The organism is Nocardioides sp. L-11A (genome assembly GCA_029961745.1).
Taxonomy (GTDB): Bacteria; Actinomycetota; Actinomycetes; order Propionibacteriales; family Nocardioidaceae; genus Nocardioides.
The window spans coordinates 5,435,544-5,450,094 of the sequence record CP124680.1; the positions used below are offsets into that span (position 1 = coordinate 5,435,544).

14 protein-coding genes are annotated in these 14,551 nt (G+C 71.9%); 4 read left to right on the top strand and 10 right to left on the bottom strand.

Features of this window, described 5'->3' with window-relative positions:
* Window position 1: 1 nt before the first annotated feature.
* Genes kdpB through QJ852_26010 form a run of 3 tightly spaced genes read right to left on the bottom strand, consistent with a single transcriptional unit; the run spans window position 2 to window position 3,854 of the window.
* Complete coding sequence (gene kdpB / locus QJ852_26000) at window positions 2-2,110, bottom strand: potassium-transporting ATPase subunit KdpB (GenBank protein ID WGX96586.1); 2,109 nt, start codon at window positions 2,108-2,110, stop codon at window positions 2-4.
* Entirely contained in the window at window positions 2,107-3,765 is a 1,659-nt protein-coding gene (kdpA, locus tag QJ852_26005) for a potassium-transporting ATPase subunit KdpA (protein ID WGX96587.1), read from the bottom strand. Before kdpA ends, kdpB begins: the two co-directional genes overlap by 4 nt.
* Window positions 3,765-3,854 carry a potassium-transporting ATPase subunit F gene (locus tag QJ852_26010; GenBank protein ID WGX96588.1) on the bottom strand — a complete coding sequence of 30 codons (90 nt, stop codon included), beginning with the start codon at window positions 3,852-3,854 and terminating at the stop codon, window positions 3,765-3,767. The genes kdpA and QJ852_26010 overlap by 1 nt, the downstream gene beginning before the upstream one ends.
* Before the next feature lie 121 nt (window positions 3,855-3,975).
* Between QJ852_26010 and QJ852_26015 the strand changes: the two genes are divergently transcribed.
* A complete protein-coding gene (locus QJ852_26015; GenBank protein ID WGX96589.1) occupies window positions 3,976-4,449 on the top strand; it encodes a thioesterase family protein in 474 nt (157 codons plus the stop codon).
* Between the two features lie 243 nt (window positions 4,450-4,692).
* Window positions 4,693-5,976, top strand: coding sequence for a DUF222 domain-containing protein (locus QJ852_26020; protein WGX96590.1), 1,284 nt, complete (start codon window positions 4,693-4,695; stop codon window positions 5,974-5,976).
* Window positions 5,977-6,016: 40 nt separating this feature from the next.
* Here the strand turns inward: QJ852_26020 and QJ852_26025 are convergent, their stop codons facing one another.
* The 7 genes from QJ852_26025 to QJ852_26055 all read right to left on the bottom strand — a co-directional run bounded on the left by QJ852_26025 (window position 6,017) and on the right by QJ852_26055 (window position 12,583).
* Window positions 6,017-7,123, bottom strand: a complete 1,107-nt coding sequence (locus QJ852_26025; protein WGX96591.1) for a TIGR03032 family protein — start codon at window positions 7,121-7,123, stop codon at window positions 6,017-6,019.
* Window positions 7,116-8,708 carry a hypothetical protein gene (locus QJ852_26030; protein WGX96592.1) on the bottom strand — a complete coding sequence of 531 codons (1,593 nt, stop codon included), beginning with the start codon at window positions 8,706-8,708 and terminating at the stop codon, window positions 7,116-7,118. The genes QJ852_26025 and QJ852_26030 overlap by 8 nt, the downstream gene beginning before the upstream one ends.
* Before the next feature lie 84 nt (window positions 8,709-8,792).
* Entirely contained in the window at window positions 8,793-9,530 is a 738-nt protein-coding gene (locus QJ852_26035; protein WGX96593.1) for a DUF4184 family protein, read from the bottom strand.
* Between the two features lies 1 nt (window position 9,531).
* The gene (locus QJ852_26040) at window positions 9,532-9,834 is read right to left on the bottom strand and encodes a DUF1905 domain-containing protein (GenBank protein WGX96594.1); all 303 of its coding nucleotides are present in this window, start codon (window positions 9,832-9,834) and stop codon (window positions 9,532-9,534) included.
* Window positions 9,835-10,200 (bottom strand): hypothetical protein, encoded by a 366-nt coding sequence (locus QJ852_26045; protein ID WGX96595.1) that lies wholly within the window; start codon window positions 10,198-10,200, stop codon window positions 9,835-9,837.
* Window positions 10,201-10,241: 41 nt separating this feature from the next.
* Window positions 10,242-11,537 carry an ankyrin repeat domain-containing protein gene (locus tag QJ852_26050; protein ID WGX96596.1) on the bottom strand — a complete coding sequence of 432 codons (1,296 nt, stop codon included), beginning with the start codon at window positions 11,535-11,537 and terminating at the stop codon, window positions 10,242-10,244.
* A complete protein-coding gene (locus QJ852_26055) occupies window positions 11,534-12,583 on the bottom strand; it encodes a gluconolaconase (GenBank protein ID WGX96597.1) in 1,050 nt (349 codons plus the stop codon). Before QJ852_26055 ends, QJ852_26050 begins: the two co-directional genes overlap by 4 nt.
* A 112-nt stretch (window positions 12,584-12,695) precedes the next feature.
* Between QJ852_26055 and QJ852_26060 the strand changes: the two genes are divergently transcribed.
* On the top strand, window positions 12,696-13,928 hold the full coding sequence (locus QJ852_26060; GenBank protein ID WGX96598.1) for a sensor histidine kinase: 1,233 nt from the start codon (window positions 12,696-12,698) through the stop codon (window positions 13,926-13,928).
* The gene (locus tag QJ852_26065) at window positions 13,925-14,551 is read left to right on the top strand and encodes a response regulator transcription factor (GenBank protein WGX96599.1); all 627 of its coding nucleotides are present in this window, start codon (window positions 13,925-13,927) and stop codon (window positions 14,549-14,551) included. The genes QJ852_26060 and QJ852_26065 overlap by 4 nt, the downstream gene beginning before the upstream one ends.

Here is a 14,551-nt window from a genome sequence, read left to right on the forward strand (position 1 = left end):
TCTAGCGGCCCAGGCCGGGGATGGCGGAGACGAGCAGGTCGATGAGCTTGATGCCGAGGAACGGCACGACGATGCCGCCGAGGCCGAAGACGTAGATGTTGCGCCGCAGGATCGAGGTGGCCGACGCGGCGCGGAACCGGACGCCCCGCAGCGCGAGCGGGATCAGCGCCACGATGACGAGCGCGTTGAAGATGACCGCCGACAGGATCGCCGACTCGGGCGTGGCCAGGCCCATCACATTGAGCCGGTCGAGGGACGGGTACGCCGCGACGAACATCGCCGGGATGATCGCGAAGTACTTCGCCACGTCGTTGGCGATCGAGAAGGTCGTCAGCGCACCGCGGGTGATGAGGAGCTGCTTGCCGATCTCGACGACGTCGATGAGCTTGGTGGGGTCCGAGTCGAGGTCGACCATGTTGCCGGCCTCCTTCGCGGCGGCCGTGCCGCTGTTCATCGCGACGCCGACATCGGCGGCGGCCAGGGCGGGCGCGTCATTGGTGCCGTCGCCCGTCATCGCGACCAGCCGGCCGCCCTCCTGCTCCTTGCGGATGTAGGCCATCTTGTCCTCGGGCGTGGCCTCGGCGAGGAAGTCGTCCACGCCGGCCTCCTCGGCGATGGCCCGGGCGGTCAGGGCGTTGTCGCCGGTGATCATCACCGTCCGGATGCCCATCGCCCGCAGCTCGGCGAACCGCTCGGTCATGCCCTGCTTGACCACGTCCTTGAGGTGGACGACACCGAGCACGTGGCCTTGCGTCGCGCCGGCGTCGATGCAGCCGATGACGAGCGGCGTGCCGCCGGAGCGGGCGATCTCGTCGACGACGTAGGTCATGTCGGCCGAGGGGTTCGTGCCCAGCCAGGCGGCGACGGCGGAGCCGGCGCCCTTGCGGACCTGCGTCCCGTCGGCGAGGTCGACGCCGGACATCCGGGTCTGCGCCGTGAACTCCACGAACGTCGCCCCACCCGGAAGGTCGCTGTCATCGGCGCCCTGCGTGAGGGCGAGCTCGACGATGGAGCGACCTTCCGGCGTCTGGTCCGCGAGGCTCGATAGCCGCGCGACATCGCGCAGCCGCTCCTCGCTCACCCCGGGGGCGGGAACGAACCGGGCCGCCTGGCGGTTGCCGTAGGTGATCGTGCCGGTCTTGTCGAGCAACAGCGTGCTGACATCGCCCGCGGCCTCCACCGCGCGCCCGGACATGGCGAGGACGTTCACCCGGACCAGGCGGTCCATGCCGGCGATGCCGATCGCCGAGAGGAGTGCGCCGATGGTGGTCGGGATCAGGCAGACCAGCAACGCGACGAGCACCACGAGATCCTGCGGCGCGCCGGCGTACGCGGCCATCGGGGCGAGGGTCGCGACGGCTGCGAGGAAGACCAGGCTCAAGCTGGCGAGCAGGATCGAGAGCGCGATCTCGTTGGGCGTCCTGCGGCGCGAGGTGCCCTCGACCAGGGCGATCATCTTGTCCAGGAAGGTCTCGCCGGCCGCGGCCGTGATCCGCACGACGATGCGGTCCGAGAGCACCCGGGTGCCCCCGGTGACGGCGCTGCGGTCGCCGCCCGCCTCACGGACGACCGGCGCCGACTCGCCCGTGATCGCCGACTCGTCCACCGACGCGATGCCCTCGACGATGTCACCGTCGCCCGGGATCACCTCGCCGGCCTCCACGACGACCCGGTCACCGACCTGGAGCCGGGTACCCGGCACCTGGGTCTCGGCACCGGAGGCGTCCAGCAGGCGGGCGACGGTGCCGGAGCGGGTGGCCCGCAGCGACGCCGCCTGGGCCTTGCCGCGGCCCTCGGCCACGGCCTCGGCGAGGTTGCCGAAGAGCACGGTCAGCCACAGCCAGACGGCGATCGCGACCGCGAACAGGTTCGGGTCGGCCAGCGCGGCGACGGTGGTGCCGACCGAGCCGAGCCAGACCAGGAACATCACCGGTGAGCGCCACAGGTGCCGCGGGTCGAGCTTGCGCAGCGCCTCGGGGAGCTGCTGCAGCGCCTGGCCGAGCAGGACCCGCAGGCTCAGACCGGACGCGGGCCGGCGTACCGGGTCGGGGGTGGGGTACCCGGCCAGCTCGGGTCCGTCGACAGGGGTGGTCGTCTGGTCGGTTGTCATGCGAGGGCCTCTGCGATCGGTCCGAGGGCGAGCGCCGGGAAGTAGGTGAGGCCGGTCATGATCACGATGACGCCGACCAGCATCCCGACGAAGAGCGGTTGATGGGTGGGCAGGGTCCCGGCGGTGACCGGGACCCTGCCCTGCTCGGCCAGCGAGCCGGCCAGGAGCAGGACGAACACGATCGGGATCAGCCGGCCGAGCAGCATCGCGAGCCCCAGTGTGATCTGGAAGAAGTCCGAGGTGACCGTGATCCCGCCGAAGGCACTGCCGTTGTTGTTGGCCGCCGAGGTGTAGGCGTAGAGCACCTCGCTGAAGCCGTGGCCTCCCGGATTGCCCATCGCATCGGCCGTCGAGCCCCGCGCGATCGCGACTCCGGTGCCGATCAGCACCAGGGCCGGCGTGGTCAGCGTGTAGAGGGCGACATAGGTCATCTGCCGGGCGCTGATCTTCTTGCCGAGCAGCTCGGGTGTCCGGCCGACCATCAGGCCGCAGATGAATACGGCGAGGATCGCCATGATCAGGATCCCGTAGATCCCGGCGCCGACACCGCCCGGGGCGATCTCGCCGAGCATCATGTTCAGCAGCACCGTGCCGCCGCCGACGGGCGTCATCGAGTCGTGGGCGGTGTTGACGGCACCGGTCGACGTACCGGTCGTCGCGACCGCGAACAGGGCCGACGCCCACTCGCCGAACCGGGTCTCCTTGCCCTCCATCGCGGCGCCGGCCGCCTGTGCGGTCGGCGACTGGGCGCTGACCTCGGCCCAGGTCGTCAGCGTCACGGCGACGGTCATCAACGCGCCCATCGCGCCCAGGACGGCCAGCCCCTGCCGGCGGTTGCCGACCATGGTCCCGAGGGTGCGGGTCAACGAGACGGGCAGCACCAGGATCAGGAAGATCTCGAGGAGGTTCGTGAAGCCGGTGGGGTTCTCGAACGGGTGCGCGGCGTTCGCGTTGAAGAAGCCGCCGCCGTTGTTGCCGAGGTTCTTGATGACCTCCTGGCTGGCGACGGGTCCGCCCGGGAGCACCTGACTCTGGCCCGACAGCGTGGTCATCGTGGTGTCGTGGAAGTTCTGGACGACGCCACCGAGGAGCAGGAGGACCGCACCCACGAAGGCGATCGGCAGCAGGATCCGCAGGGTGCCGCGGGTCAGGTCGACCCAGAAGTTCCCGAGCGCCCCGCTGCGCACCCGCGCGAACCCGCGGATGAGAGCGACGGCCACGGCGATGCCGACCGCCGCGGAGAGGAAGTTCTGCACCGCCAGCCCGGCCATCTGGGCCGTGAAGCCGAGAGTCGACTCACCGGCGTACGACTGCCAGTTGGTGTTGGTGACGAACGAGATCGCGGTGTTGAAGGACATCCAGAACGGCATGCCCCCGAGGTCCCGGCTCATCGGCAGCAGGGACTGGGCCGTCAGGATGCCCATCAGCAGCACGATGCTGACCAGCGAGAACCCGACGACGCTGAGGGCGTACGCCTTGGGGCTCTGCTCGGCGTCGGGGTTCACCCCCGTCAGGCGGTAGACGCCGCGCTCGACGCGCAGGTGCCGGCTGCTGGTGAAGACCCGTGCCATGTAGTCGCCGAGGGGCGCGTACACGAGCGCGAGCAGGACGATGAGGGCGGCGATCGACAACAGACCGCCGGCGGTGTCGGACACTAGAAACGCTCCGGGAGGATCAAGGCCACGAGCAGGTAGACCGCGACGGCGATCACCCCTGCGATCAGGAGGCCGGCTTCCATGTTCATGACTCCAGCAAAGTGCCGCCGACGGCGGGAATCCGCCGTGTTGACGCGTTCTTGACGCGGCTTGACGTGCATTTGCCAGGCTCCGGCATCGGGTCCGGCCGCGGCTGCGAGGATGCCTCCCGTGGGCGAGGTCTTCGAGTGCGAGATCCAAGCGCGGATGCGCGACATCAACCTCGGCGGCCACGTCGACAACGTCGAGGCGCTGCGCGTGCTCGACGAGGCGCGACTGCTGTTCTTCCGACACGCGCGGCTGACCACGGACGACGCGGGCCGCGGCCTGCTGCGCGATCTCCCGTCCGGCGTCGCCGAGTTGGTCGGCGCGCAGCGGGTCGACTACCACGCCGAGATGCGCTTCGTCGCCTTCCAACCGTTCCTGGTGCGGATCTGGGTCAGCCACATCGGGCGGTCCTCCTTCTCCGTCTCCCTCGAGCTGAGGGTCGCGCCCGACCACGCGCCGGCCGTCGTGGCCGAGACCTCCACGGTGTTCTGGGACACCGCCGCCGGCGCGGCCTGGCCGGTCTCCGACGCCGTGCGCACCGCTCTCGCGTCGTACGTCGGCTCGCCGGTCGTGCTCCGGGAGCGGCCGGGCCGCTGACCCGGCCGCCGGGCCGGTGCTGGAGAGGTCCGTACAGCGACGACATCGAACATAAGTTCGAATCATGTGGTAGGGTGGGTCTCAGGCCGTACGGCGGGATGCTCCGAGTGGTCCCGGGGACCTGAGGCCTAGCGTTGCAGGACAGGGCGCGCACCCACCAGGTGCGTCACGACCGCTGAGCCCACCGAGGCTCCTCCTGGGAGGCGAGACCTTGTTGTCGCGCCCACCGGAAGGCCTTGTTCGATGTCCACCGCCGTTCTCGCGCCACCGCACCCGATCGTGGGGTGCGCTGCCGAGGTCCGGAGCGTGCTGGCGCGGGTGGTGGATGTGCAGCCGGTGTTCATGAGCGTCGCGGAGAAGGAGTCCGCGCTGGTCGAGCTGACCCGCGCCGAGGCCCAGCTCGCCGAGCTCAAAGCCCGGGTCCTCGCATCGGCTGATGATGTCGCCGTCGAGCACGGCGCCCGGGACGTGGCGGCCTGGCTGGCCCACGCCACCCGGACCGACCCGGGCACCGCACGTGCCGAGCTCCACCTCGCGAAGGCATTGGAGGAACGCCCGGTCGTCGCGGCCGGGATGCGTGCCGGGACCGTGTCCGCGGCCCAAGCCCGGGTCATCACCGCTGCCGTCGACGAGCTGCCGACCGACCTCGGCCCCGCGGTCGCAGCGTCGGCGGAGGAGACGCTGGTGGGGTACGCCGCCCACCACCCGCCCCGCGACCTCAAACGGCTCGGCCGCCGGATCCTGGAGGTCGTCGCGCCCGACATCGCCGAGGACGAGGACGGCAGGCGGCTCGAGGACGAAGAACGCCGCGCCCGGGAGAAGGCGTCCCTACGGTTCCGCGACCTCGGCGACGGCCGGACCCGGATCTCGGGAGTCCTGCCCACCCCCGTCGCGCAACGACTACGGCACTACCTCCACGCCTACACCAACCCCCGAAACCCCCACAGCGCCAGCCACGGACCCGGCGATACGGGCCATCCGGCGGGGCATCCACCCGGGGAGCGGGTGCCGCAACACCGGGCCTACGCCCACGCCCTCGCCGCCCTCCTCGAAGCCCTCGACCCCGACCAGCTGCCCGAGCACGGCGGCGACGCGACCACCGTCATCGTCACGCTGTCCCTGGCGCAGTTGTTGAGCGACCTCGCCACCGCGGGCGTCATCGCCGGCGACGGCGAAGAGACGATCTCCGCTACCGAGGCCCGCCGGCTCGCCTGCCAGGCCACCATCATCCCCGCCGTGCTCGGCACCACCAGCGAGGTCCTCGACCTCGGCCGCCGCACCCGACTCTTCACCCGCGCCCAACGCCGCGCCCTCCGCCTGCGCGACCGACACTGCCGCGCCGAAGGCTGCACCATCCCCGCCACCTGGACCGAGGCCCACCACCACACCCCCTGGTCCCACGGCGGCACCACCGACCTCACCAACGCGATCAGCCTGTGCAACCACCATCACCACCGCATCCACGACCACACCTACACCCACGACCGCCTCCCCAACGGCGACATCCGCTTCCACCGACGCACGTGAGCTGATCGCCTTCCGTCGGGTGACGACTTCCGTGGCACGCTCAGGCCGGCGGGCGCTGGGGCGCGCTCGCGACCCAGATCTCCTCGCTGCCGGGACCGCTCAACGCGGGGCTCCGGACCCCCGGGAGGACCTGGACGTCGAAGATCTCCTCGACCGCCGAGGTGAACTCCAAGGTCGCCACCGTCGTCCCGGTGCTCAGGTCGACCACGCCGATACCGCACTTGAGCTGGTCGTGGAACTCCGCGAGGGGGACCTCCCCGAACACCGCCGTCTCCCGGATCCTGGAGAGCCCGACGAACGCCAAGCCGTCGTGGATCGCCAGACCGCGGGTGTACCCGGGCATCGCGGCGACCACATCGCGGCGACCGGTGTCGAGGTCGACGCGCTGCAGATGGCCGAGGCCGGAGTTCAGTACGTACAGAGAGCCCTCATGCCATCGCGGCGAGTGCGGCATGGTCAGGCCGGCCGTGACGACCTCGCCGGTCGGTACGTCGAGCACGACGCCGCTGTTCTTCGGCAGCTCCCGCCAGCCCCGCGGCCGGTCGGTCGGTGCCATCATCGTCACGAACCCGGGTCGGCCGCCTCTCATCGCTAGTCCGTTGAGATGGCAGCGGTCCTCGGCCGTCAGCTCGGTGATGAACGGGGGACGCCACCGCGGGACGAAGTTGACGTCCGGGTGGAGGCCCACCAGGCAGGAGAACGCGGTGTTGACCACCCACAGCTCAGCCACGCCGGCCTCGTCGGTACCCCAGGCGATCTCGTGGCTCTGGATGTTGCCGGTGAAGGTCGAGGAGCGCGGCAGGTAGCCGGCGTCGTAGGTACCGGCCGGCGGGATCCGGGACGCCAGGTCACGAGCCGGCCGCAACTTCCAGACCTGGTCACGTGAGCCGACCGAGATGCCCGAGTCCCGCGCGTCGCCCGGGCCGCTCGCCGCCGATGCTTCGGGGGGATCGACGGCGACGCCCATCGCCCGCTGGAAGTGGCGGAAGGAGAAGGTCATCTTGTCGTTCGCGACACCGATACCCACCAGCTGTCCGGCCTGGTAGGTCGAGACCAGCAACGAGCAGCCGGCCGCAGCGAGAACGGCGGGCAGCGAGTCGCTGTGCGTCCAGCCGACCGCCGTCCCCGCGTCAGCAGGCTCAGCCACAGGCCGCCGACTTGGTCGCCGCGGTGCTCGCGACCTTCTTCTTGGCCTTCTTCACCTTCTTCTTGGCCTTCGTGACCTTCGCCGCGTTGTGGGCCTTCTTCGCCTTCTTCAACGCCGCCTTCGCCTTCGCGAGCGCACCCGTAGCGCTCGTCGCGGACTGCGTGGCCGCCACACACGCGGCGGACGGACCGACCGGTGCCAACGGCACTGGTGGCGTGCCCGGCGCAGCAAGGTCCATCGCCCACAACTCACGACCGTGGACGCCGTCGAACGCATCGAAGTAGAGGGTCGTCCCCGCTACCGCGAAGTTCTGCGGAGCTGAGCTGTTCGGGTACGGGTACGAGTAGCTCGGATCGGTGCCGGGGTAGAGATCCTTGACCAGTGAGGTGCCGGCGGCGGTCCCATTGCTCCGCCACAGCTCGTCACCGCTGGTCTCGTCATCCCAGTGCCGGCCGCGGAAGTACAGCATGTCGCCTGCCGCGATCATGTCGCGGGGACGGGCCGCATCGGTGATCCTCACGGTACTGCTGGCCGTGCCGTTCGAACGCCACAGAGCACCTGAACCGCCGTCGTTGGCGCCGAAGTAGAGGGTCTCACCGATCGCGGCCATCCCCTGGATGTACGAGCTCGCCGGGTAAGTCTCTCCGTCGTAGGTGTAGGTCCCCGGGTTGATGTCCTTGACCAACACGGTGCTGGCGGAGGTGCCCGCCGTGCTCCACAGCTCTTGCCCGTGGATCCCGTCGTCGGCCGTGAAGTACAGGGTGCTGCCGACCGGTGTCAGTTCATCCGGGTAGGCCGTCCCGCTGACGTTGATGTCCTTGACTCGCGTGGTGCTCGCCGAGGTGCCGGCCGTGCTCCACAGCTCGCGGCCGGTGGCGCCGTCGTCGGCAGAGAAGTAGACGGTGTTGCCGATAGGCGTCAGCTGCACCGGGGACGAGCTCCGGGGCAGCGTCGTGCCGTAGTAGTCGTACGTCCCGGTAGCGATGTCCTTGACCCGTTCGGTGCCGACAGCGGTGCCGTTGCTCTTCCACAGCTCTGTCCCGTGGTCGTTGTCCCAGCCGGCGAAGTAGAGAGTGTCAGCGGTCGCCACCATCTGGCCCACATCGACACTCGAGGTGACGAGCATGGTGCTCGCTGCGTCACCGGCGGACTTCCACAGGCCATTCTCGGAGCCGATGAAGAGGGTGTTGCCGAGGACCGCAAGGCTGGAGAGGTAGGAGTCATCTGGACCCGGTTGGAGATCCTTGACCAGGAAGGTTCCTTCCGGGGTGCCGTTGCTGCGCCAGAGCTCCTCACCGTGGGCGTCGTCGGTGCCGACGAAGTAGAGAACGCCGTTCAGCACCGCCCGCGAGGATGTCGACAGCCAGCTCCCCACCCCGCTGTCCGCACCCGGCCGGATGTCCTTCACCAGGCGCGGATCGCCCTCCGTCGCCTGCGCCGACGGCGCGAGCCCGGACAGCGCGATGGCTGCCGTGGCGGCCACCGCGACGCCGGCGCCGCCCTTGCGGAGTCGGCGTCGGCGCGCCTTGTGCTCGGCCCGCTGCTGGATCGCGCGGCTCCTGGCCCGCTGCTGTCCCTTGCTCATGCCCGGAGCCTAGGAATCCGGTCTCGCCACCCGCAGCGAAACGATGTCCCCGTATCCGAGGACAGACCCGCGCGGCGCGACCTGCTATCCGGGGGGCGTCGTCGCAGCAGGTTCGCCAGCCAACTGCCAGGTCAGGGCGACGAGAAGCACCAGCCCGGCCAGCGCGAGGATGCCGGCGACTGCCGCGTCGAAGGCGGCGGCATGCCAGCCGTCACGCAGTCCGAGGAGGCCGGCGGCCAGGGAGACGGTCGTGGCGACGCCGAAACCCCCCGGCAGGGTCGCCGCGGGCAGGCGGCGCGGTCGCGGGGCGTGGCGGGGCGAGCGGGCGACGTACCGGATGAGTGCCCAGCCGACCACGAGCAGGCCGAGCACCCCGGAGCCGAACTGAGCCCATTGCTGACCGGGGAGCGGGCCGTGCGTCTCCTGGAGCCAGGCCACGTGCCGCACCCCCCAGCGGCCTTGGTGGGTGAAGGCGTCCCAGGCCACGTGGGTCAGGGAGCCGAGGACCGCGGCCAGCGGAACGAGGAGCCAGGCGCGACGGCCGAGCCGGGCTCGCCCCGGCAGCCGATCCCTGGCGAGGGCGGGGGCCGTGTCGACCAGCGCATCGCGGCCCCAGCGGTCCCAGAACGCCAGCAGCACGACGGTGACCGCGAGGTCGAGCGACACGATGCCCAGCGCGCTGTGGGTGAAGTCGTAGAGCGACCAGGTCCGCCACAGCACCGGCAGGTCGGGCGTCATCGACCCGATCACCATCGCCGACAGCGGGAGGCCCAGACCGCGCAGCGGCAGTACGGCGGCGGGGTGGGCCAAGGTGACCGGCATGTCAGGCCGTCGCGCCGTCCCGCGAGGCCAGCTCGAGCTCGGCGGTCAGCTCCTGGCCGACCTCGATCGCCTCGGCCCGTCGTACGGCGACCCGCAGAGGCACCAGGTAGCGCCCGTCCTTCGGGAACAGCGCGGTGCGGAAGTCAGTGGCGCCGATCCGGACGTCGACCGCGACCTGGCCCCAGTACTCCAGGCCCCGCGCCGCCTCCTTGATGTCCTCGCTCTCCTCCTCCGGGACCGCGAGGAACACGAACGGGGCGGGGCCGCGCCACTCGATGACGGGTCCGGTGCAGGAGAAGGGCACTCAGTAACCGTAGCCGCCGAAGCCGGGGGCGCCGAAGGGGGCGACCTCCTCGTCGTCCTCCTCGTCGACGTAGCCAGGGGGACGCTCGTGCCCGATGTCGCACAGGTCCGCCGGGGAGAGCAGGCCGCCGGACCCGTCGGCCCGCTCCTCGGCGATGCAGTCGTACCAGTCGGCGTGGTCGGACTCCTGGGCGGCACCCACCGAGGAGGCGACGAGCGCGCCGATGACGACGGTCGCGACCACGGCGACGATGCCCACCACCGGGCCGGTCCCCGGATTGCTCCCGCCGGCGCGGATCGCGCGCGGCGCGGACAGGCCGGGGTCCGGGGGCGGCTCGTCGTCCGGAGCGCGGTACTGCTGCCACATGCGGAGCACCCTGCCCGCACCGGGCACCCGCCCAAACGCGATCAGCGGCGCAGCAGCGCCGCGATGGCGTCGTACCCCCGCTGCTCGGCGTGCCGCAGCGGCGTGACGCCCTCGCGGTCGGCGATGGTCGGATCGGCGCCCGCGTCGAGCAGGATCCGGACGATCTCCTGGTAGGGCTCGCTGCCGTTGCCGAGGATGATCGCCTCCAGCATCGCGGTCCAGCCGAGGTCGTTGACGTGGTCGATGTCGACGCCGGTCCGTACCACCCGGCGGATGTAGTCGACGTGGCCGCGCTCGCCCGCGGGGATGGGCGAGAGGCCGCCGTACCGGTTCTCGATGGTGAGATCGGGGTCGGCGGGGAGCAGCGCCTCCAGCATCGCGACGCTGCCGGTCACGCCGGTCACCAGCCAGGGGGTGTCGTGGCGGTCGTCGAGCGCGTTCGGATCGGCGCCCATCGCGACCAGGAGCTCGGCGACGGCGACCTGGTCGTAGGTGGCCGCGAGCAGCAGCGCGGTGCGCTCGTTGCCGTCGCGGGCCTCGAGGTCCGCACCCGCGCGCAGCGCCACGGCGACGGCGTCGGCGTCGCCGGTGCGGGCCGCGCGGAGCAGGGCGGCGTCCGCGTCGGCGGGCAGATCGGCGGTGGTCACGTTCCTCAGGATCCTCTCCAGGCCGTCGAAGCCACGTTCGCCGGCCATCTGCAGCGGGGTGAGCCCGGCCGACGGCGAGACCAGGTCGAGCTGGACGCCGCCGGCGGCGAGCGCGCGGACCGTCGTGGCATAGGTCCGGGTGTCCGCGCCGAGCCAGACGGCCTCGTGGATCGCCTGGTAGCCGATCCGGTTGACGTGGTCGCGGTCCACGCCGGCCTGCAGCAGCGCGCCGACGACCAGGCCGTGCCCGCGCTCGGCGGCGCGGATCAGGCCGGTGCCGTTCCAGCTGTCCTTGGCGTCCACCCGGGCGCCGTTGCGGAGCGTCAGGCGGAGCAGGTCGAGGTATCCCTCGCTCGTCGCGACGAGGTACGCCGACTGCTCGGTGTCGTCCTTGGCGTTCACGTCGGCGCCCTGCTTCACGAGCCGGCGAGCGGCCTTCACGTCGTTGGCCCAGGCGGCGTCCCGCAGGCGCTGGTCGAGCTCGGCCTGCGAGACGGCGGGCGTCGGCTCCGCCGCGCTCGGCGTACCGGCCGCCTCGGAGGAGCGCTCAGCCTCGGAGGAGCGCTCGGCCTCGGTGGAGCGCTCCGGCGCGCCCGCGGGGTCCGCGGGAGCGGGCCCGCCGCCCCCGCAGGCGCCCAGCACGAGCGCGAGCGGGAGGACGACGGCGCCCACACCGAGGCGGCGGCTCATCGGGTCGGGTCCGCGATGATCTCGTAGGGGCCCGCGGCGATCTGCTCGTCGAACTTGCTGTCGACGTACAGGATCTGGCCGCGGAGCTCCTTCGCGGTCGTCAGCACGCGGTCCGGCGAGGAGGCGCGCTGGCGGATCAGCTTCGCCTTGCGGCCGTCGGTGGACAGGCGCAGGGTGGCGATCTGCTTCTTGAAGTTGCGCACGACGGTGAGCCGGTTGCCCTGCAGGACGAGGCCGTCGGCGTCGGTCAGGTCGGCACCGCCCGTGCGCACCTGACGGACCTTGCCGGTCGCCAGCGCGAAGCGCCACAGCTTGCCGTTGTTGCCCTGCGCGACGACGAGTGCCTTCTGGTCCGCGGTCACGACGATGCCGCCGAGGTTGAAGCCGGGGGCGACGGCGATCGTGGCGCCGCCGTCGGCCCAGAGCGTCGCCTTCCAGCCGTCCTTGCCCCGGACGACCTTGTAGATCTCCGCGTCCTTGGAGTTGGTGAAGTACGCCGCGCCGTCGGGTCCGATCGCGACATCATTGAGGAAGACGGGCTTGCCGGGGACCTGGAGCGCGGCGAGCAGCTTTCCGGTCCTGGAGTAGACCCACAGGTCGGGGCGCGAGGTGTTGTCGGTGCCGGGGTTGCCGATGCCGTTGGCCCCGGCGTCGTCGATGCCGTTCGGGCCACCGGCGATGTAGACCCGGCCCTTGTCGTCGACCGTCACGCCGCGGGCGGTGTACCGACCGTCGGTGCCGTTGCCGGCGAGCCACTCCTGGGCCCGGGACACGCCGACCTTGCCGCGGTGGATCTCGCCGCCGGTGACCTCGCTGACGTAGAAGCGGCCGCGCTTCTCGTCGGCGCCGATGCCCTCGAACTTCGAGCCGGCCGGGTTGTTCGCGTCGACCGGGTCACCGCTGAGCAGATAGGTCGCGGCGCGGCCGTGGTCGCGGTCCGCGGCGGTGGCGGCCGGCGTACCGGCGAGGCCGGCGAGGCCGGCGAGGCTCGCGGTGGCGGTGGTCGCGACGAGCAGGGAACGGGAGATGAGGTGGTTGCGCTTCATGTCCACCACTGTGCGCCCGCGGTCGGGGTCCCCACGTCGGGCAGCCGGCTACCGCCCGATAGCCAATCGGTTGATGCCGCGGTGGGCCCCTCCTCCCTACGCTGGTCCCGCCATGTCCGTCCTCCAGCCCGCCCGCCGTCCCGGCGAGCACGGCATCCTCGCGCCCGCGAGCCGCCTCGACCGGTGGCTGCTCGTGGTCCTGGTCGTGCTGCTCGTGACCTGCGCCGCGCGGTACGTCGACCGGCACGCCCTCGACGCGGCCGGGATCGCCGTCCTGGCCGGTGCCCTCGTGCTCGGCCTCGCCTACGCGACCCGCGGCCTACTGGCCGACCGCAGCTGGTGGCCGACCGCGTGGGTGACCGGGATGGTCGTGCTGTGGGGCGCGCTGACCACGGCGGCGCCGTCGTTCGCGTGGTGCGCGGTGCCGGTCGCGTTCGCGGTGCTGCGGGTGCTGCCCTTCCCCTGGGCGGTCGGCACGGTGGTGCTGATGACGGTGCTGCTGACCGCGGCCTGGCAACGGATCACGGACGGCTTCGACCCGGTCCAGGTGGCCGGGCCGATCGGCGTCGGCCTGGTCACCGTGCTCGCCTACCGCGCGCTCGACCTGGAGTCGCGGGCCCGGCAGGACCTGCTCGACCAGCTGGTCGAGGCCCAGGCCGAGCTCGCCGAGGAGCAGCACCGCACCGGTGCCCTCGCCGAGCGGACCCGCCTCTCCCGCGAGATCCACGACTCGGTCGGGCAGGGTCTGTCCAGCATCAACCTGCTGCTCCAGGCCGCCGAGCAGGCGTGGTCCGCGCAGCCGGCCGCGGCCCGCGAGCACGTCCGAACCGCGGCAGCCACCGCCCGCGACGGGCTCGACGAGGTACGCCGCGTCGTGCGCGACCTGGCCCCCGCCGACCTCGCCGGCGACGTCACCGGCACCGCGCTGCCCGCGGCATTGCGGCGCGCGGCCGACCAGCTCGCCCAGGCATCGCCCGGCATGCGGATCGAGGTCCGCGTCGACGGCGAGCCCGTCGTCGTACCCGCCGAGGTGGGGGCGGCCCTGGTCCGCACCGCCCGCGGCGCGCTGGCCAACGTCCGCGAGCACGCCGGCGCCGGCCGGGTGGCGCTGACGCTGACCTATCACGTGGACGAGGTCGTGCTCGACGTACGCGACGACGGCCACGGCTTCGAACCCACGCAGGTGCGGGCATCCGGCACCCGTGGGCGCGGGCTCGCCGGTGTCCGCGACCGGGCGGAGGCGCTCGGCGGACGCGCCGACGTCGAGAGCGCACCCGGGGAGGGCACGACCGTGTCGGTCCGCTTCCCCGTGCGGGAGACCGCGGAACGGAAGGAGACACGATGATCCGGATCGTGCTGGTCGACGACCACCCGGTGATCCGGGCCGGACTGCGCGCCCTGGTCGAGGGGCAGGAGGACCTGTCCGTGGTCGGCGAGGCCGACGGGCTCGACCGTGCGGTCGCCGTCGTCGGCGCGGACCGGCCCGACGTCGTCCTGATGGACCTGAGCCTGGGCGACGGCGAGGCCGGCGGCGCCGAGGTGACCGCGGCGCTGCGCGCCCTGCCCGAGCCGCCCGAGGTACTCGTGCTCACGACCTACGACACCGAGTCCGACATCCTGCGGGCGCTGGAGGCCGGCGCCCGTGGCTACCTGCTCAAGGACGCGCCGCCCGACGAGCTGTTCGCCGGCATCCGCGCCACGGCCCGCGGCGAGACCGTCCTCGCCCCGTCCGTCGCAGCGACCCTGGTCCGGCGGACGACGCCCGGCGCGGTCACCATCACCGAGCGCGAGGTCGAGGTGCTCGAGCTGCTCTCCCGCGGACTCGGCAACAAGGAGATGGCGCGCGAGCTGTTCGTGTCCGAGGCGACCGTGAAGTCGCACCTCTCCCACATCTACACCAAGCTCGGGGTCGACACCCGGGCCGGCGCCGTCGCGGCCGCGATCGAGCGCCGCATCATCCGAGCCTGA